Below are 17,182 nucleotides of genomic sequence, written 5' to 3'. Positions count from 1 at the left end.
GTTGGAAGAAGTCTCGTAGGCCCTTTCCTACCTCAACCCCCTCCTCGACGGCAGCGGCAACGCCGCCAGACACATCCTGCGGCGGGGGCTTGCGCTCGCGGCGAGCGGAGGCGATCCAGCCACCGGGCAGCCTCACCTGGACCATTAGGTCGACGCGCTCTGGCCCCTTCTCGCGGTCTAGGGCCGCGCTGAGGAAACTGAGGACCGGGTTCGTTGGCTCAGCTCAACAACCCGATTTTCCGAGGAGCCGAGCTAGTGCGGGCGTTCTTCGGACCGGCCCAGGTTGTGAAGCAGCGGCGAACTCGATAGCCCTCGGCGATTGCGGAAACCTGTCGCCGCCCGATTAGTCTAGGCGCGCGGCGCGTCGTCTTCGCCCTCGACCATCAGCTTTCGGATCAATTCGCGAACCCAGCGCTGCCCGGCATGGCCGTGACAACGCTCGTGCCAGATCAAGCCGATATCGAACCGTTCGCTCAGCCAGGGCAGATCGATGATCATCAGCCTTTCCGATTGGGCGCGAAACAGCCGCCTGGGTACGAGAGCGACAAGATCGCTGCTGGAAACAATTTCGGGAATGAACAAGAACGAGCCCGCTGACATGACGACATTGCGCCGATAACCGAGAACTCCCAAGGCGTCGTCAACTGGTGTCTCGAAGTTGCCGCCTCGCCGTGAGACGACGATATGTTCCAGCCTGACATAGTTCTCGATCGTCAGACCAGGCTTCAGATCCGGGTGGCCTTGCCTGCCGATGAGGACATATGTTTCCTCGTAAAGATCACATGCACGTAGATGCGGCATCGAGGGATCGGGTGTGGCGATCACCAAATCGATATCGCCGTTCGCCAACTGCTGTTCCATGAGGGCGGGGGACAGGTGCCAAACCGCCACGCGCACGCCTGGTGCTATCCGCCGGAGCGCCAAGACGAGCGGCATCACAACGGCTGCCTGGACATAATCCGAGCAAGCGATCGACACAGCGAGTTGCGCCGTTTCGGGATCGAAGTCCCTGTGGGACTGCAGTGTCGAGCGCACCCGATCCAACGCCTCGCGCAATTGTGGGGCAAGTTCTGTTGCCTTGGCGGTCGGGGTCATTCCGCGCTGGGCAGGAAGAAGCAACGGATCGTCGAACAAATCCCGCAGCCGCGCGAGTTGCGCACTGACTGCCGGCTGGCTGAGATGCAGCTTCGCCGCCGCCTTGGTGACGTTCCGTTCGGCGAGCAGCACTTCGAGCGTTGCCAGAAGGTTGAGGTCGATGCGGCTGGTATCCACCACATTTATTTCCGAATAAAATATAATCGATTTCAAATATCGCTGAAAAGCCTTCATCCTGCAAGCCTCGACGCGGGAGCTTCACCAATCCCTCCCGCGGGAGGCAAGGATGTCATCGTCAGTTTTCTTTATCCCAATACTGAGCAGGCACGCTTCGATGCCGCCTCGAGAAACATGTGCCCTTGGCCCTGGGCCTGCTTGGCGACGCCGTCAGAGGGGTGATCGTCGAAACCGGCCTTGGCGGCGCACAGCCGGGTGCCCCCGCGCCCTACATCGCCGCGTCTCACGCGCTGTTCGAGTCGCCGGACAGCTTCCAAAAAGCATTCCACGCGCACGCGGCCGAAATTCACGGCGACGTATCGAACTACACCGACATCGCGCCGGTCGTTCAGCTCGGGAATGTGAGCGTCGCGACGTTGATGGCCGACGCAAAGATCATCTCCAACTTCACCAACGCGCTGGCCCATACCGAGCTTGATGATCCGGTGAAGCCGCTGGCTTGGGTACATCCCAGCGAGCGCTGAAGCGCCCCCCCACACTCCACGATAGAGACCAGAGAAGCATGATGAAGAAGAATATCCTTATTGTATCTGCGCACCCCGAAGCAACCTCGCTCACCCGGCAGTTGGTCGATGTTACTGTCGAGACGCTTGGCGCCGCCGGACACGAGATCGTGCAATCCGAACTTTACGGTATGAAGTGGAAAGCAGTGTTCGACGCCGACGACTTTCCCGTCCGCACCAATCCCGACCGGCTGTCGTTCATCATGGAATCGGGCCATGCCTATGCGACCGGCAACCAGACGCCGGATGTTGTCGCCGAACAGGCCAAACTCCTTGCCGCGGACGCGGTCATCCTGCAGTTCCCGCTGTGGTGGTATGGCGTGCCCGCGATCCTGAAGGGCTGGATCGAACGCGTCTATGCCTTTGGTTTCGCTTATGGCTACCAGAACGGCACCAACGAGTTTCGCTTCGGGGACGGCATCCTGAAGGGCAAGCGCGCGCTGGTAAATGTTCAGGCCGGTGGACCTGTGGCGGACTATGGCCCGCGCGGGATCAACGCGCCGATTGAGCAGCTGCTCTTTCCGCTGACCCACGGCGCGCTCTTCTATCCGGGCATGGATGTGCTGCCCACGCACGCTGTCTACAGCGTCGGCCATGTCTCCACCGCCGAAGAGGTCGAGGCGATCAAGGCGGGCTGGCGCGCGCGACTCGCCGGGCTGTTCACCGACGCGCCAATCCCGTTCCGTGCGCAGAACGGAGGCGATTTCCCCGATCGCCACACCATGGCGGATGACGTCGCGCCGGGCCAGACCGGCATCGTCGCGCATGTCGCCGAAAGGGTGGTCGAGACGGTTGACGCGTGAGGCACGACGATCATGAAGCCTGCGCTGATCGCGCTGGCCGCCGGAGCATTTGCCATTGGCACGACTGAGTTCGTGATCATTGGCCTGGTTCCCGGGATCGCGCGCGATCTCGGGACAACGCTCCCGGCGGCTGGTCTGCTCGTTTCCGGCTACGCCCTCGCCGTGACCATCGGTGCCCCCACGGTCACGGCGTTAGTCGGGCATCTGCCGCGCCGGCCGCTAGCGGTTGGATTGATGCTGCTGTTCGCGCTCGGCAATCTCTTGAGCGGCTTCGCGTCCGGCTATGGCGCGATGCTGGCGGGACGCATCATCACTGGCGTGGCGCACGGCGTCTTTTTCTCCATCGGCGCCACAATCGCGATGTCGTTGGTGGAACGGTCACGCGGGGCCCGTGCCGTCGCACTGATGTTCGCCGGCCTCACCGTCGCCATGGTGGTTGGCGTTCCGTCAGGAACATTCATCGGCCAGCGACTTGATTGGCGCGCGCCCTTCTTTGTCATCGCCGGGCTGGGCGCGCTGGCGGCGACGTTTCTGCACATTTTGCTGCCGCGCCAGATTTCCTTTGAGCCGTCGGCGGGCTTGCTCTCTCAGTTCAGGCTGTTGCAACAACCCAAGTTGCTCACGCTCTATGCCATCGCGGCGCTAGGATACGGCGGATCGTTCGCGGTCTTCACCTTTCTGTCGCCGCTCATGACCACAGTCACGCATGTGTCCGAGACGAGCGTGAGCCTGGCGCTGATGGTATTCGGCGCCGCCGCGGTGGTGGGCAATCTGGTCGGCGGACAATTGGGGGACGCGCTCGGGACGCGGCGTGGCCTCGCCTTTGCGCTCATCGGCCTTCTATTGGCGCTTGCGGCGCTGCCTTATACTGCGCCGCACGCCGGCGTGATGTTCGTCAATATCTTCTTCTGGTCGGTCTTCTGCTTCTGCACCGGACCGATCGTACAGGCAGGCGTGATTGCTGTGGCGGAGAAAGAGGCACCCGATGCGGTCGCCACCGCTTCAGGGTTTAACATCGCCGCCTTCAATCTAGGCATTGCTGGCGCTTCGGCTTTGGGCGGAGTGATCCTCGCCGGGCCGGGCGTGATGGTGACGCCGTTTGCAGCTATCGCCGCCGCCGCAACCGCTCTCGCCATCACCCCATTCGTTGGTGCTGTCGGCATGGCTGAAAGCGCGCCTGCTCTTCTGCCGATCAAGGGAAAGGAAATCGTATGAAAGCTTGGGTAGTCCGCGCGCCCGGTGGGTTCGACCGCCTGGAAATCGTCGAGCGCGATGATCCCGGCGTCCCTGCCCCGGGTGAGATCCGTGTCGCGATCCACGCCACCTCGCTCAATTTCCACGATCTGCTCGTTGCCAATGGCGGCATTCCGGCCGCCGACGGCCGCGTGCTGATGGCTGACGGTGCGGGTGTCGTCGAGGCGGTCGGCTTGGGTGTCACCGAATTCGCGCCCGGCGATCACGCTGTGTCGACCTTCTTCCCGCACTGGCCGGCAGGCGCGCCGTTCGATGCGGTCGGGAATTTCGCGGGCACACCGGGTGACGGCATCGACGGTATGGCAACAACCCATGTCGTGCGCGCCGCCACCGCCTTCACCCGTGCGCCAGCCGGGTGGAGCCATGCCGAGGCGGCGACGATCACTACGGCAGGTCTCACCGCGTGGCGCGCGCTCGTCGTCGACGGCGGGCTGCGCGCGGGCGCGGCAGTGCTGATCATGGGCACCGGTGGCGTCTCGATCGCCGCGCTTCAGATCGCCAAAGCGATGGGCGCGACGGTGATCGCTACCTCGTCCTCGGGCGCGAAGCGCGAACGCCTCACAGCGCTCGGTGCCGATCATACCCTCGACTACCGCGAGATGCCCGAATGGGGCCCCGCGGTGCGTGATCTGACCGGCGGTCTCGGCGTCGATCATGTCGTCGAGATCGGCGGGCCGGGCACGCTGCCGCAATCGATCGCGGCGGTGCGCGTCGGCGGGCATATCGCGCTCATCGGTGTCCTCACCGGGCGCGAGGGGCAGGTGCCGACAATGGAGCTGATGCGCAAGCAGGCGCGGCTCCAGGGGCTGATCGTCGGCAGCCGGCGCGATCAGCAGGATTATTGTGACGGCGCTGGAGGTGACCGGCATCCGCCCGGTCATCGACAGGAGCTTTGCCTTCGAAGAGCTGGCCGACGCCTTTCGCTACCAACTAAGCGGCGCGCATTTCGGCAAGATATGCGCCGAATGATAGGCGGAGACTGATCCATGATTCGGCTCGGGCTCGCGAACGCGGCGACGATCGAGGCTCTGGCGTGGATCGCACGGCGGCGCATGCCGGCGATCGCATGCGGCTATCTCGAAAGCGGGACCGGCGCCGAGCTGGCGCTCGCGCGCAACCGCGCCGCGCTCGACGCGATCACGCTCGCACCGCGCTACATGCGCGATACCAGCGGCCGCTCGACCGCGCCGCACTGTTCGGCGGCGATTATAACCTGCCGATCGGCATCTCGCCCGTTGGTCTTGTCAACGCGCTGTGGCCCGGCGCTGATAACATGCTGGCGGCGGCGGCGCGGGCAGCGAACGTTCCCTATGGCCTGTCGACCGTGGGCACGACGAGCATCGAAGCGAGCGGCAGCGATGCTGCGCCCTCCTTCGCGATCGTCTCCTTCATCAATTCGGGGTCGTCTACCGCATCCGCTGTGACGTTCGCGACCAGCGCATTCGCTCTAATGATGACGCCCCGCTACGACTGATGACTAAGCAGGCGCAAACCGCATCCAAAGCGCTGTTCACTGACTATCTAAACGACGACTGCTTCCAGGAACGCACATAATCCGACTGAACGGCCGATTATGGGGCGCTTTGCTGCCTCGCTCAAATGCGGCCCATCCATTTACGGACAGGCCGCTCCGTTTAGATTTCCGTTCGCTCTGCAAGTGTCAGCGCATCTTCAATATCGACACCGAGGTACCTTGGCCGTGTTTTCGATTTTGGTGTGACCGAGCAAAATCTGGATCGCTCGGAGATTGCCGGTCGCCTTATAGATCATTGAGGCCTTGGTTCGGCGCATCGGCCCAACCCGGAGGCACCGGACGACCAATTCTGCCGTGCCTGTCCCGCTGGGCCTTCCCAGTCGGGAAAGCCCTCGCACTGGTATCTCAGTATTGTGGTTTCGACCGTGTGACCCAGAACAGGAAGGCGGCGGGGAGAGCTGCGGTGATAGCGAAATGGCGCGTACTGGCTTCCGGCGACCAGCGGCTCGTCCACAGGCTGCGGTCAAAGGCTATTCCGCCAACGGCGTTCACCAGCCCATGCAGCCTGATGCAGGGGATCAGGCTGCCACGGCCGGTCAGCCATAGCCCGCGCCGATGCGGTCGTGACGACGCAGAGCATTGAAGCCCTGCGCCGCCAGCGCCACGCGCCGCGCTTCGGAAACGGAGAGCTCCACCTTCAGGAGCGCACTCCCGACACCGTCGCGATAAAGGCGCGCAGGTCGGCCAGCATCAGTTCCGGCTCTTCCAGCGCGGCGAAATGGCCGCCCCGCGGCATGTCGGTCCAATGCACGATGTTGTAGGTCTTCTCCGCGAACGAGCGCGGCGGCGGCAAGAACACCGGATCGGGGAAGGCCGCAACGCCGGTCGGCACCTGGATGCGGGTGCCGGCCGGAAGCATCAGCGACTCCTCAAGCCGGCTGCCGTAGTAGATCCAGGTTGCAGTCACGAACGATGCCGGCGCGATGTAGAGCATGATGTTGGTGAGGAGTTCCTCCTCGGAAAACTTGCTCCAGACGTCGGGGTTGCCATCGGCGGTTGTCGGAAGATCGGCCCACTTGCCGAACTTTTCGAGTATCCAGCCCGCCGCTCCGACCGGGCTGTCGGCCATCGCGACGCCGAGCGTTTGCGGACGGGTCGCCTGCTCGTGAAAGTAGGCGCTCTCCCGGTCGGCAATCGCGGCGCGCTTGGCGGCGAAGGACTTCTCCTCGCCGGTCGTCGGAGCGGCGTCCTCCGCATGCACGGTCATCATGTTGATATGGATGCCGAGCAGAGCGTCCGGTCGATCATGCGCTGCCCAGGCCGCGATGCCGTGGCCCCAATCGCCCCCTTGAATGAAATACCGCGCGTCGCCGAACAGTTGGATCATCAGCCCATGCACGAGCACAGCAGCCCGCCGCGGGCCAATCGGGCGCGTGATCGGGTTGGAGAACGCGAAGCCAGGAAGCGAGGGGACGACAACATCGTGCCCGTCCGCCGCGAGCGGCTCCAACAGCCGCTCGAACTCGAGATACGAGCCCGGCCAGCCGTGGAGAAGCAGGACGGGCGGCTTGGAGCCGTCGCCTTTCACATGAACGAAGTGGAGGTGCTCGCCTTCCACGTCGGCCGTGAAGTTGGGGAGTGCGTTGAGGCGCCGTTCGACCGCACGCCAGTCGTAGCTGTCCCGCCAATACGCGGCGAGCCGCTTGAGGTCATCAACCCCGACCCCCGCTGACCAGTCCCCCGCATCCGGCAGCTGGCTCCAGTCATAAGCCTCGACCTTGGCTCTGATCGTGGCGAGCCGTTCGTCAGGGATATTGATCGTGTAGGGTGAAATCATGATGTTTTCCGCTTAAGCTGGGATGCGGTTCGAGGGAGAGGGCGTCCACTAATCGGCTATCCGTATTATCGATGAATGTTTGAGAGCCGAAGGCCGCTCGGCATACTACTCGGTACGTCGCCGAGGTTGAAATCGAACCTTCTGCATGTTGTTATCCAACGAATGGATACCAGAAACCTCGATCTCGGCCTGCTCGTCACGCTCGAAGCCCTCTTGGCGGAAGGAAACGTTACGCGTGCCGCCCGGCGCTTGAACCTGAGCCAACCCGCCTTGTCGGCACGGCTGGCGCGGCTTCGCGATGAACTCGGCGATCCCCTCCTCATTCCGGCACAGCGTGGGATGGTCCTGACCCAACGCGCTGTCGGGCTTCGGCAACTGTTGCATGACGCGCTGGAGGGTGTCCGCAGGGTTGTGGCAGATGTAATGCCGTCCGACCCGGCAACCATGGAGGCCACCCTGGTGATCGCCGCGAGCGACTATATGCAGTATGCGCTGCTCACCCGCTTCTCGGTCGCGCTCAGGACAGAGGCACCCAAGGTCCGCATCGCCTGGCGTGCCCTGGACGTGCTGGCGCTCGCCACGCAGTTGGAGCGCGGCGAAATCGACCTGGCCTTGGCATCTCCAGACCATGCACCTGCGGCCATGCGCCAGCGCCAGCTCTTTCGTGAGGATTACGCGGTGATCGCTCGGCAGGGACACCCGGCCGTGCAAGGCCGTCTCAGCCTAGATGTGTTCTGCGCTTTGGAGCACGTTGTCGTGTCTCCCAAGAGCGGCGGGTTCTCAGGGCCTGCCGATGCAGCACTTGAGGCCGTCGGCCGCCGCCGCACAGTAGCCCTGTCCACGTCGGGCTTTCTGATCGTGCCAGAGGTCGTGTCACAGTCCGACATGATCGCTTTGATCCCACGGCGGATCGCCGATGGCTGGTCGGATCAGGTGCAGGTGGTGGAACCACCACTCACCATTCCTGGCTTTACTATCGCGAGTGTCTGGCACGACCGGACCACCAACAATCCGGCAAAACGCTGGCTGCGTGAACGGCTAACGATGTTGGCCGCCGAAGGGTAATACCGACTGAACTGAAGGCTGCGCACGACGTTTCCCGAAACGCCATCGTTTTCGAGACAACTGCCGGGGTAGCGAGCGGCAGCTATTCGCTGCGAGGCTCCTGATAGCCGCCTGGCAGAAAAGTCCCCAATATGAGCCGTTATATGCGAGCGGCGAGCAAGGTGAACGAACGACCGGTTTCGGAATGACTGGCCGGCAGGCGCGACGGCAGCAATTGGGCGCAAAGCTGACCCGCCTTTGTGCACGCTATTCTACGCCAGAGCACTTCCACCCATCGAAGCGGATTTACATCATCCTGATAGTGCGCACAGATCGGTGCCGTGAGACAGAAATGGAGTAGGCCAGCTCGATGCGAGTGAAAGACGGACGCGAACGGCAGTCAAGCGAAGGCGAAAACCACCGCCGAAACTACGCTATTGCCGCAGTTTGTATCCGTCACTCCCACTCGATCGTGCCGGGCGGCTTGCTGGTCACGTCGTAAACGACGCGGTTGATGCCGCGAACTTCGTTGATGATGCGGGTGGCCGTGCGGCCGAGGAAGTTCATGTCGTAGGGATAGAAATCCGCGGTCATGCCGTCGACCGAGGTGACGGCCCGCAATGCGCAGACGAAGTCGTAGGTGCGGTAGTCGCCCATGACGCCGACGGTCTGCACCGGCAGCAGCACGGCAAACGCCTGCCAGATCGTGTCGTAAAGGCCGGCCTTGCGGATTTCGTCGAGATAGATCGCGTCCGCCTTGCGCAGGATGTCGAGCTTTTCGCGGGTGACACCACCCGGGCAGCGGATCGCAAGGCCCGGACCCGGGAAGGGATGGCGGCCGATGAAGCTCTCCGGCAGGCCGAGCTCGCGGCCGAGCGCGCGCACTTCGTCCTTGAACAGTTCGCGCAGCGGCTCGACCAGCTTCATGTTCATGCGTTCGGGAAGGCCGCCGACATTGTGGTGGCTCTTGATGGTCACCGAAGGCCCGCCCGAGAAGGAAACGCTTTCGATCACGTCCGGATAGAGCGTGCCCTGGGCCAGAAATGCCGGAGAGCCCTTGCCGTCGGCGGCGATCTTTGCGGCTTCCGCCTCGAACACCTCGATGAACAGGCGGCCGATCGTCTTGCGCTTCACTTCCGGATCGGAAACGCCGGCAAGCTGGGTCAGGAACAGGTCGGACGCATCCACATGCACGAGCGGAATATTGTAGTTGTCGCGGAACATGCCGACGACCTGCTCGGTCTCACCCTGGCGCATCAGGCCGTGGTCGACATAGATGCAGGTCAGCTGGTCGCCGACCGCCTCGTGGATCAGGACCGCCGCAACCGAGGAATCGACGCCGCCGGAGAGGCCGCAGATCACCCGTTCCTTGCCGACCTGTTCACGGATCTTGCGGATCATTTCGGCGCGATAGGCGGCCATGGTCCAATCGGACTTCAGCCCGACGATCTTGTGCACGAAGTTGGAGAGCAGCTTGGCGCCGTCGGGCGTATGCACCACTTCCGGGTGGAACATGGTGGTGTAATAGTGCCGGCTTTCGTCGGCCGCGATCGCAAAAGGCGCATTCTCCGACGTCGCGATCACTTCGAAACCGTGCGGCAGCTGGGTGACGCGATCGCCGTGGCTCATCCAGACCGGATAACGCCCGCCCATTTCCCAGAAACCGTCAAACAGCGGGCTCGCCTTTTTGATCTCGACGTCGGCGCGGCCGAATTCCGCCGCATGCCCGCCTTCGACGACGCCGCCGAGCTGGGTGCAGAGCGTCTGCTGGCCGTAACAGATGCCGAGGATCGGAACGCCGCTGTCGAACACCGCCTGCGGAGCGCGCGGGCTGCCTTCGGTGGTCACCGATGCCGGGCCGCCAGAGAAGATCACGCCCTTGGGCTGGAGTTTCTCGAATGCTGCGCCCGCGTGCTGGAAGGGGTGGATTTCGCAGTAGACGCCGGCCTCACGGATGCGACGCGCGATGAGCTGCGTCACCTGGCTGCCGAAATCGATGATGAGAATGCTGTCGGGATGAGCTATCTGGGTCATGCCGAGCCTTTAAAGAAACTTCCCGTTTCTGGCAACGGGGAATGAGGCGAAAATCGTGCCTTCAGAGGACGATGGCGCCATCCTCCAACCCCTCGAACAGGCTGTCGACCGCATCTGCCAGCTTTTTGTCGATCACATGCAGGTATTCGGTCCAATCGCCGACATGCTTCAGCTCTTCCTTGCCGTCCGAAATGCCGCGCAGGCCGATCAGCGGCAGGCCGAAAAGCTGGCAGCAGCGCAGCACCGCGAATGTTTCCATGTCGACCATGTCGGCACCGACGAGATCGTAGGCGGCACCGGAGACGATATTGCCGCCGGTCGATAGCGAAGCTTCCCTGACCCCTGGGATGTGCAAGGGAAGCGGGATGATCGCCGGATGATCGAGGAAGGGCGTGCGGCCCTTTTCGAACCCGAGCGGGGAGGCGTCCATGTCGCGATAGGCGACCGACGAAGCCTGGTAGATTTCCGTCTGCTCCAGATTGCGGGAGCCGGCCGAGCCGAGCGAGACGACGAGATCGGGCAGGTCGTCTGTCGCTTCCAGCCTCGTCAGCGCATGGGAAAGCACCACGGCCGCCTCGACCGGGCCGACCCCCGTCATCAATGGCTTGATGCGGGACTGGAGCGCCGGGCCGTATTCAGCGTCGACCGCCATCACGAAGAGAACGGACTTGCCGCCGGCAAGGCTCGGCTCGCCGAGGGGAAGAGAAGAAATCATCCGGTTACGTCCTCTCGGCCGCGGATCACCATCATGGTGCCGGTCATGGAAGCGATGAGTTTGGCGGGGCCGTCGCCGATCGCATAGGCGCGGCCATCGGCGACTATGATCGTCGAGCCCGGCTTGGTGATTTCGCCGCGGAACAGGAAACGTTCGCCACGGCCGGGCGACATCAGGTTCACCTTGAACTCGATGGTAAGGATAGAGGCGTCCGGTTCGATGACGGTATAAGCGGCATAACCGCAGGCGGCATCAAGTGCCGCGGAAATCACGCCGGCATGCAGGAAACCGTGCTGCTGGGTAAGCTTGATGTCGAAGGGCAGCTCGATCTCGACTATCGCCTGTTCGACGCGTGTCAGTTCTGCGCCGAGCATCGCCATCGCGCCCTGCCGGCCAAAACTCTGGCGCACCCGCTCGCGGAAATCGCCCGTATCTTTCCCGTTCATGTTCCCGCCCCTTTCGCAGTTGCGAAATTGGCATGACCGGCGATGTTCGGCAAGCCGTACGATGGAGCGTGCTTAATTCATGAGGACGATCGACAGGTTGAGGAGCGTCGCGAAAGCGACCCAGAGGGCATAGGGCACGAACAGCCGGGCGGATTTGCGGTTTTCCCGCCAGCTCGCGCTGATGAACAGCAGGATGGAGATCAGCAGCGGCACGATGACGACGAGGCCGAGAACAGGGCTTTGCAGGCCGAAGAAAGCAGGCGACCACAGAAGGTTGAGCGCGGCTTGCATGGCAAAGAGAACGAGGCGGCGGCCGCTGTTCTCGTCATACCAGGTTTCGGAAAGCACGACCCCGATCAGGACATAAAGGACGGTCCAGATCGGCGCAAAAATCCAGCTCGGCGGATTGAAGAATGGTTTGTCGAGCGATTGATACCACTCGCCGGGCTGGTTGCTTGCGCCGCTCAAGGCGCCGAGTGCGACGCAGGCGACGATGAAGAGGATCATAACGACGGTTTTGTTCATGCGGCCGCAACTAGGGCGCTTCCGCAGCTGGGAAAGGTCAGTCCAGCCGGACGATATGCTGATCCCAGGCGACTTGGCTACGCGTCTCGTTGAACTGCCCGTCATAGGAGGAAACGGCAATGCCGTGAGCCGCGGGCGCGATGCCGGCGGCCTCGCGGACGGTTTCCTCCTTCACCACGGCCCCGGTTTTCGAGTCGAGCGTGACTGCGGCCCCGCCGATCGGCGAGGTGAGGCCGACGACGCCGTCACGGCGGTTGACGGCAATGGCGCCGACATAATTACCGAGCCGGACGGTCGTTTCGTCCGGCAGCGAGACGAACGACAGGTCCTCGCCCTTGGAAAACCAGCCGGCAAGCGGCGGCAGGGCGTTGCGCGCACCTTCCCACTGACAGGCGAACCAGATGCGGCCGTTTTCCGCGATATCGAGATGGCGGGTGGAGAGCTGTTTCAGCGAGGCGGGCAGGCGGTGCCGCTGGATAAGGGTGCCGGATCTGGCATCGAGCAGAACCAGCGACGGTTCCATGCGGTCGACATTGAGCTTGGTGCGCCCGAAATCCGGATGGGTTTCGATGCCACCATTGGCGATGACCAACAGCTTACCATCGTCGGAAACGGTCATGTCATGAGTGCCGATGCCGTGCGCGTCGAACTCGGCGATGCGGCGGAATTCGTCCCGGGCGTCGTAGACGCCGATCATGCCGCGATTGCCGTCGAAATCGTTCTCGCTGGCATAAAGCCGCGCGCCGTCCGGCGAGAAATGGCCGTGCCCGTAGAAATGCCGGCCTTCCGGCGAGGTGATCATGATCGGCTCGGCCTGTCGGGATAGATCGAAGACCATGGCAAACGTGCCGGGACGGCGGGCAAAAGCGACAGTGYGACCGGTGGCGGTGCTATAGGCCATGCCGTGGGCGCGGGCGGGAAGGGCGACGCGGTCGATGATCTCGCCGCGTTCGGAAACGGTGGCGACGCCGAAAGATCCATCCGGCGCCTTGAAGCCGGAGGCATAGACCGCATCTGTGCGTTCGAACGCCATCAGCGAACGTGGCGCAAGGGCGGCGGTGAAAGTGATACCCGCCGCTTTTAGAAAGCCGCGCCTGTCGATGGCCTCGCCGCGCCACATGGTCTTAGTCGCCGTCCGCGAAGGAAAAGCCGGAGCTGAGGCCGATCGCGCCGCCGTACCCGTCGTTCAGCTTGGAAATGACATCCTTTCCGTCCGCCAGCAGCGTATCGAGCTTCTTGCGCTCGACGGCATTCTCGACCGCCTTTTCGAGATCCGGCGTGATCTTCGCCGAAAGCTCGATCATCGACGTCAGCTTCGCCTGCGTGGCGGCGACGATCGGCCGGTCCTTTTCCTTGAGAAGCGCGGCCATCCCGGATTTTTCGAGCAGGGTCGAAAGACCTTCCAGGTTGCCCTTGACGGTCGCCCAGGTGTTTTCCGAGCGCCAGAACAGCGCCTGCTTGGGGAATTTCGCCTTTTCGGCGCCCTTGTAGAAGGTCTCGATCCGCTGGTCGCGCACGGCTTCGGCACCATGCACGAGAATGCCGAGCAGCGCGGTGATCGCCTCGCCGCCGGTGCGGAAATTGAGATTGTCAGGCCCCGGCTGTTCCCACGTCTTCTGGATGCCATCGGGTGCGTCCCAGATATCGGAAAGTTCCTTGGCGACATTGGTGATATTGCCGGCGATGGCCGCGCCATAGCGGCAGCGGTAGCTGTTCTTCGCCTTGAGAAGTTCGTCGGAACCGGTGCCGGCAAGCACATATTCGAGAGCCCCGAAACCTTGCATCGCAACGCTTTTCGTGCCGAGCGTGGCGGAATCGGTGGCAGTCTCATCCGCCTTGGAGAGGACCGACTGGACCTGCTTTAACCCCGTGCTCTTGCGGTCGGGATAAAAGAGGATGCGCTCGAAGCGGTTCTGCTCGATGACGGGTCCGACGCGCACTACCTCGATATGTGCCCAGCTGACCGCCGCGTCGCGGAAGGCGCCTTTCGCGGCATCGTAGTTCGTCTTGGAGGGCGCCTCGCAGAGCGCCTTCATCGCCGTCGTCATCTTGCCCGCGGACTCGTAGAATGCGTCGTAGCCCGGCCGAATGAACCCATCGACTGCCGCCGTCATCACCTTGGTGACGTCAGCCATCGGCAGATCCACCGAAGGAGCGGGTTCACCTTCCTGCGCGAAGGCGATGGCGGGAAGCAGCGAGACGAGTCCGGCAAAGAATATCTTGCGCATCAGAGAGACTCCAGGAATTTGAGGAGGGCGGCACGGTCTTGTCTTCCGAGCGCGGCGAAGGCATCGCGGGCCTTCTGCGCCTCGCCGCCGTGCCAGAGAACGGCTTCGGTCAGGTTTCTCGCCCGTCCATCATGCAGGAAGAAGGTGTGGGCGTTGACGGTTTGGGTCAGCCCTATGCCCCAGAGCGGCTGGGTGCGCCATTCGCTGCCGGTAGCAACGCCAACCGGCTGGCCGTCGGCAAGGTCTTGGCCCATGTCGTGCAGCAGGAAATCGGAATAGGGCCAGATCAGCTGGAAAGCCTGGGCCTTGTTGCCGGCATCGCGGCTGGTCACGAACTTCGGCGTGTGGCAGGCGGTGCAGCCGGCCTGGTAGAACAGTTCCTTCCCCTTCAGAACCGTCTTGTCGCCGATATCGCGGCGGGCCGGCACCGCTAGGTTTTCGGAATAGAAGGTGACGAGCGGCAGGACAGGATCAGGTGCTTCGACCGGCCCGAGTCGCTGCTGCACGCCGGTCGGCATGGCGAGGCACGCAGCCTCGGCCTTGGTGCAGTCGCCGTGGTCGAACGGATTGTCGGGGGTGGAGATGCCGAGGTCGCCGGCAAAGGCGGACGAACTCTGGTCGCGGACTGAGGCATTCTGCGCCTTGAAGCCGAAGCGGCCGAGCTTCAGCTCGCCGGTCTTGTGGTCGCGCACCATGGCAGGCTTGCCGGAGATCCCGTCGCCGTCCTTGTCGTCCGGGTCGGCCAGGCCGAGAATGTCGGCATCGTGGATCGCCTGGATCAGGCCCATGCCGATCATCGGCGGCGCGATCCGCGGCGACAACGTCACGTCGCCTTCCATAGCACCGTAGCCGAGGTCGGCGACCGAATAGCTCGGCTTGCGCAGGTGGACGATCTCGCCGTCGCCGAGCTTGACGGGGATTTCCTCGTAGGAAATCCGCATCCGGCCTTCTGAGGCGAGGCCGGACACGGCGAGGTCCTGCAACTGCTCGCCATAGATCGCGTCGGGGAAATTGAGCTTCCTGTAATCGGCGACAGCTTCGCGCTCATCGTCGGTGCGCGCCGGGCGGGCGAGCCGGAAGAACATCGAGGTCGCGTCGGCACCCCCTTCCGGCGGGTGGCCGCGGCCATCCTTCAGGTGGCAACTCTGGCAGGCGCGGGCGTTGAACAGCGGCCCCAGCCCGTCGGATGCCTGCGTCGAGGATGGCGCCGAGACCCAGAGTTTTGTGAACAGCGCATTGCCGAGCTTGAACGTCCCTTCTTCCTCGAAGGTGATGTTGGCGGAGAAATGCGAAAAAGCGTCGCCATTGACGTCGGCGCGGCTGGTCGCGGCCCCGCCGGACATGGCCTCGAATGGCTCGGGTTTGGAGAAATCCGTCGTCGGGCGGGTAACGCTCTCGACGCGTTTCTGGTCCTTCGGATTGAGATCCGTGCGGACGGTCGGGAAAAGTGCATCGCCACCGGTTGCGATCAGCGGCGTGAGAAGGAAAGCGCCCGAAAGGATCGGCAGCAGGAAGACAAAAGACTTGGGCGTTCTCATATGCGCATCGGGCCGCAGGCTGAAGGTCAGCCGCGGCCCGCCTTTTTCATTGCTTATTTGAAGACGGCGTTGGGATTATCGAGGCTGGCGGAACCTTCAAGCTCCACTTTGCCAAGCTTCAGCGACGCAATGACGCGCTCGACGCTCTTGCTCTGGTCGATCAGGCCGTCGATCGCCTTCTGGACGACCGCATTGCCCTCTTTATTGCCTTCGCCGATCATCTGGTCGTAGGCCTCGACCTTCTTCGCCCGGTCGGCCATGGCGTTCATGGCGGCGAGCGTCGCGTCGAGCTTGCCGAGCATCTCGCTGTCCAACGACTTGTCGGTGGCCGCAACCAGTTCGGAGAGCGAAGGCCCGGTCATCTTGGTACCGTCGACGCGGGTATATTCGCCCGTATAGGCCGACTTGATGCCGACCGCGTCGTTGAGATGCGAGTTGTAGGTGTTGTCGGAGAAGCAATCGTGCTCCTCTTCCGGATCGTGCAGCAGCAGGCCGAGCTTCATGCGCTCGCCGGCAAGCTCGCCGTAGGAGAGCGAACCCATGCCCGTCAGGATGGCGGTCAGGCCCTTCTTGAAATTGGCCTCGACGTTCTTGGTCGCCTTGCCCTTCGGGCCCCAGGCGGTGACCATGTCCTTGAGGTCGGAGACCAGCAGGGCGGACGCGGCCTTCAGGTATTCGGCGCGGCGATCGCAATGGCCGTTGGTGCAATTGGCCTTGTCGTAGTCCGTATAGGGACGCTTGCCGGCGCCCGGTCCGGTGCCGTTCAGATCCTGGCCCCAGAGCAGGAATTCGATGACGTGGTAGCCGGTCGCGACGTTGGCCTCGATCTCGCCGGCCTCGTTCAGGCTGCGCAGCGTCTTGGCGTTGAACTTCGAAAGGTTGAGCGTCTTGCCGTTGACCTTGATCTTCGGGTTGGCAATGACATTGGCGGTGTAGAGCGCATTCTCGTCGCTCTCCGTGCCGTAGGAGGCATCGACATAGTCGATCAGGCCTTCATCGAGCGGCCAGGCATTCACCTTGCCTTCCCAATTGTCGACGATCGGGTTGCCGAAACGGTAGACTTCCGTCTGCTGGTAGGGAGCGCGGGCGGCGATCCAGGCGTCCTTGGCAGCCTTCAGCGTTTCGTCGCTCGGCTTGGCGATCAGCGCATTGACGGCCTTGTCGAGCGCTTGCGCTGTCGTCAGCGAATCTTCGTATTTCGCATGCGCCAGTTCGGCATAATGCTTGAGAACGGCTGCGGATGTGGTGGCGGCCTGCGCCTCTGTCACGACGAACGCCGCGGAGGCGGCGAAAAGCGCCAGGGCGGCGCCAAGAACGGTCTTGCGGATCATGTCCCTCTCCTTCACGGCCCGGATCTCTCCCCGGCCGTTAGAGGGTTCATCGCGCAATTGGAAACTGGTGTCAAACAATCTAGTTTAGAATAATTTGAAAGTAGAACTCGACTTTGTC

Annotated in this window: 15 protein-coding genes and 3 pseudogenes; 7 read left to right on the top strand and 11 right to left on the bottom strand. The window is 63.0% G+C overall.

The annotated features are described in order from the left end of the window. Positions 1-348: 348 nt before the first annotated feature. A complete protein-coding gene (locus tag AC1DLT_RS07110) occupies positions 349-1,272 on the bottom strand; it encodes a LysR family transcriptional regulator (RefSeq protein ID WP_038548460.1) in 924 nt (307 codons plus the stop codon). Positions 1,273-1,448: 176 nt separating this feature from the next. Between AC1DLT_RS07110 and AC1DLT_RS07105 the strand changes: the two genes are divergently transcribed. The 6 genes and pseudogenes from AC1DLT_RS07105 to AC1DLT_RS07080 all read left to right on the top strand — a co-directional run bounded on the left by AC1DLT_RS07105 (position 1,449) and on the right by AC1DLT_RS07080 (position 5,366). Further along, the gene (locus AC1DLT_RS07105) at positions 1,449-1,796 is read left to right on the top strand and encodes an EthD family reductase (protein ID WP_477486290.1); all 348 of its coding nucleotides are present in this window, start codon (positions 1,449-1,451) and stop codon (positions 1,794-1,796) included. A gap of 38 nt (positions 1,797-1,834) precedes the next feature. Beyond that, entirely contained in the window at positions 1,835-2,638 is an 804-nt protein-coding gene (locus AC1DLT_RS07100) for an NAD(P)H-dependent oxidoreductase (RefSeq protein WP_244447461.1), read from the top strand. 12 nt (positions 2,639-2,650) lie between these two features. After that, on the top strand, positions 2,651-3,853 hold the full coding sequence (locus AC1DLT_RS07095) for an MFS transporter (RefSeq protein ID WP_127856755.1): 1,203 nt from the start codon (positions 2,651-2,653) through the stop codon (positions 3,851-3,853). Beyond that, a pseudogene (locus AC1DLT_RS07090) lies at positions 3,850-4,861 on the top strand (zinc-dependent alcohol dehydrogenase family protein). The gene AC1DLT_RS07095 and the pseudogene AC1DLT_RS07090 overlap by 4 nt, the downstream one beginning before the upstream one ends. Positions 4,862-4,878: 17 nt before the next feature. Continuing rightward, positions 4,879-5,019: pseudogene (locus AC1DLT_RS07085) on the top strand (hypothetical protein); the annotation flags it as partial. Then, entirely contained in the window at positions 4,959-5,366 is a 408-nt protein-coding gene (locus AC1DLT_RS07080; RefSeq protein WP_367396526.1) for an alpha-hydroxy-acid oxidizing protein, read from the top strand. The pseudogene AC1DLT_RS07085 and the gene AC1DLT_RS07080, both read left to right, overlap by 61 nt. A 160-nt stretch (positions 5,367-5,526) precedes the next feature. On the opposite strand, the pseudogene AC1DLT_RS07075 reads toward AC1DLT_RS07080, so the two are convergent. Both AC1DLT_RS07075 and AC1DLT_RS07070 read right to left on the bottom strand, forming a co-directional pair. Further along, positions 5,527-5,683: pseudogene (locus AC1DLT_RS07075) on the bottom strand (integrase); the annotation flags it as partial. Positions 5,684-6,063: 380 nt separating this feature from the next. Then, a complete protein-coding gene (locus AC1DLT_RS07070; protein ID WP_477486289.1) occupies positions 6,064-7,203 on the bottom strand; it encodes an epoxide hydrolase family protein in 1,140 nt (379 codons plus the stop codon). Between the two features lie 162 nt (positions 7,204-7,365). Between AC1DLT_RS07070 and AC1DLT_RS07065 the strand changes: the two genes are divergently transcribed. After that, positions 7,366-8,268 carry a LysR family transcriptional regulator gene (locus AC1DLT_RS07065; protein WP_038548475.1) on the top strand — a complete coding sequence of 301 codons (903 nt, stop codon included), beginning with the start codon at positions 7,366-7,368 and terminating at the stop codon, positions 8,266-8,268. 435 nt (positions 8,269-8,703) lie between these two features. On the opposite strand, the gene guaA is transcribed toward AC1DLT_RS07065, so the two are convergent. The 8 genes from guaA to AC1DLT_RS07025 form a co-directional block, all read right to left on the bottom strand. Beyond that, positions 8,704-10,281, bottom strand: coding sequence for a glutamine-hydrolyzing GMP synthase (guaA, locus tag AC1DLT_RS07060; protein ID WP_247031607.1), 1,578 nt, complete (start codon positions 10,279-10,281; stop codon positions 8,704-8,706). 61 nt (positions 10,282-10,342) lie between these two features. Then, the gene (locus tag AC1DLT_RS07055; protein WP_477486288.1) at positions 10,343-10,996 is read right to left on the bottom strand and encodes a 5'-methylthioadenosine/S-adenosylhomocysteine nucleosidase; all 654 of its coding nucleotides are present in this window, start codon (positions 10,994-10,996) and stop codon (positions 10,343-10,345) included. Continuing rightward, positions 10,993-11,442 carry a PaaI family thioesterase gene (locus AC1DLT_RS07050; RefSeq protein WP_477486287.1) on the bottom strand — a complete coding sequence of 150 codons (450 nt, stop codon included), beginning with the start codon at positions 11,440-11,442 and terminating at the stop codon, positions 10,993-10,995. The genes AC1DLT_RS07055 and AC1DLT_RS07050 overlap by 4 nt, the downstream gene beginning before the upstream one ends. A 72-nt stretch (positions 11,443-11,514) precedes the next feature. After that, positions 11,515-11,967 carry a TspO/MBR family protein gene (locus AC1DLT_RS07045; protein ID WP_477486286.1) on the bottom strand — a complete coding sequence of 151 codons (453 nt, stop codon included), beginning with the start codon at positions 11,965-11,967 and terminating at the stop codon, positions 11,515-11,517. Positions 11,968-12,004: 37 nt separating this feature from the next. Further along, positions 12,005-13,087, bottom strand: a complete 1,083-nt coding sequence (locus AC1DLT_RS07040; RefSeq protein ID WP_477486285.1) for a DUF1513 domain-containing protein — start codon at positions 13,085-13,087, stop codon at positions 12,005-12,007. Between the two features lie 4 nt (positions 13,088-13,091). After that, positions 13,092-14,195: an imelysin family protein gene (locus AC1DLT_RS07035; RefSeq protein ID WP_477486284.1), complete on the bottom strand. Its 1,104-nt coding sequence runs from the start codon at positions 14,193-14,195 to the stop codon at positions 13,092-13,094. Continuing rightward, entirely contained in the window at positions 14,195-15,733 is a 1,539-nt protein-coding gene (locus tag AC1DLT_RS07030; protein WP_477486283.1) for a di-heme oxidoreductase family protein, read from the bottom strand. Before AC1DLT_RS07030 ends, AC1DLT_RS07035 begins: the two co-directional genes overlap by 1 nt. 53 nt (positions 15,734-15,786) lie before the next feature. After that, on the bottom strand, positions 15,787-17,064 hold the full coding sequence (locus AC1DLT_RS07025) for an imelysin family protein (protein ID WP_477486282.1): 1,278 nt from the start codon (positions 17,062-17,064) through the stop codon (positions 15,787-15,789). Between the last annotated feature and the right edge of the window lie 118 nt (positions 17,065-17,182).

The sequence above is a fragment of the Neorhizobium sp. 05N33 genome, from assembly GCF_056397445.1.
Note: the sequence above shows the minus strand (reverse complement) of the source record. Positions and strands in the feature narration are given on the sequence as shown.

Coding starts and splice junctions, on each gene's coding strand:
- AC1DLT_RS07070 (WP_477486289.1), bottom strand. CDS start 7,203: ATGATTTCACCCTACACGATCAATATCCCTGACGAACGGCTCGCCACG.
- AC1DLT_RS07045 (WP_477486286.1), bottom strand. CDS start 11,967: ATGAACAAAACCGTCGTTATGATCCTCTTCATCGTCGCCTGCGTCGCA.
- AC1DLT_RS07095 (WP_127856755.1), top strand. CDS start 2,651: ATGAAGCCTGCGCTGATCGCGCTGGCCGCCGGAGCATTTGCCATTGGC.
- AC1DLT_RS07030 (WP_477486283.1), bottom strand. CDS start 15,733: ATGAGAACGCCCAAGTCTTTTGTCTTCCTGCTGCCGATCCTTTCGGGC.
- AC1DLT_RS07050 (WP_477486287.1), bottom strand. CDS start 11,442: ATGAACGGGAAAGATACGGGCGATTTCCGCGAGCGGGTGCGCCAGAGT.
- AC1DLT_RS07100 (WP_244447461.1), top strand. CDS start 1,835: ATGATGAAGAAGAATATCCTTATTGTATCTGCGCACCCCGAAGCAACC.
- AC1DLT_RS07035 (WP_477486284.1), bottom strand. CDS start 14,195: ATGCGCAAGATATTCTTTGCCGGACTCGTCTCGCTGCTTCCCGCCATC.
- AC1DLT_RS07080 (WP_367396526.1), top strand. CDS start 4,959: ATGCGGCTATCTCGAAAGCGGGACCGGCGCCGAGCTGGCGCTCGCGCG.
- guaA (WP_247031607.1), bottom strand. CDS start 10,281: ATGACCCAGATAGCTCATCCCGACAGCATTCTCATCATCGATTTCGGC.
- AC1DLT_RS07025 (WP_477486282.1), bottom strand. CDS start 17,064: ATGATCCGCAAGACCGTTCTTGGCGCCGCCCTGGCGCTTTTCGCCGCC.
- AC1DLT_RS07065 (WP_038548475.1), top strand. CDS start 7,366: ATGGATACCAGAAACCTCGATCTCGGCCTGCTCGTCACGCTCGAAGCC.
- AC1DLT_RS07055 (WP_477486288.1), bottom strand. CDS start 10,996: ATGATTTCTTCTCTTCCCCTCGGCGAGCCGAGCCTTGCCGGCGGCAAG.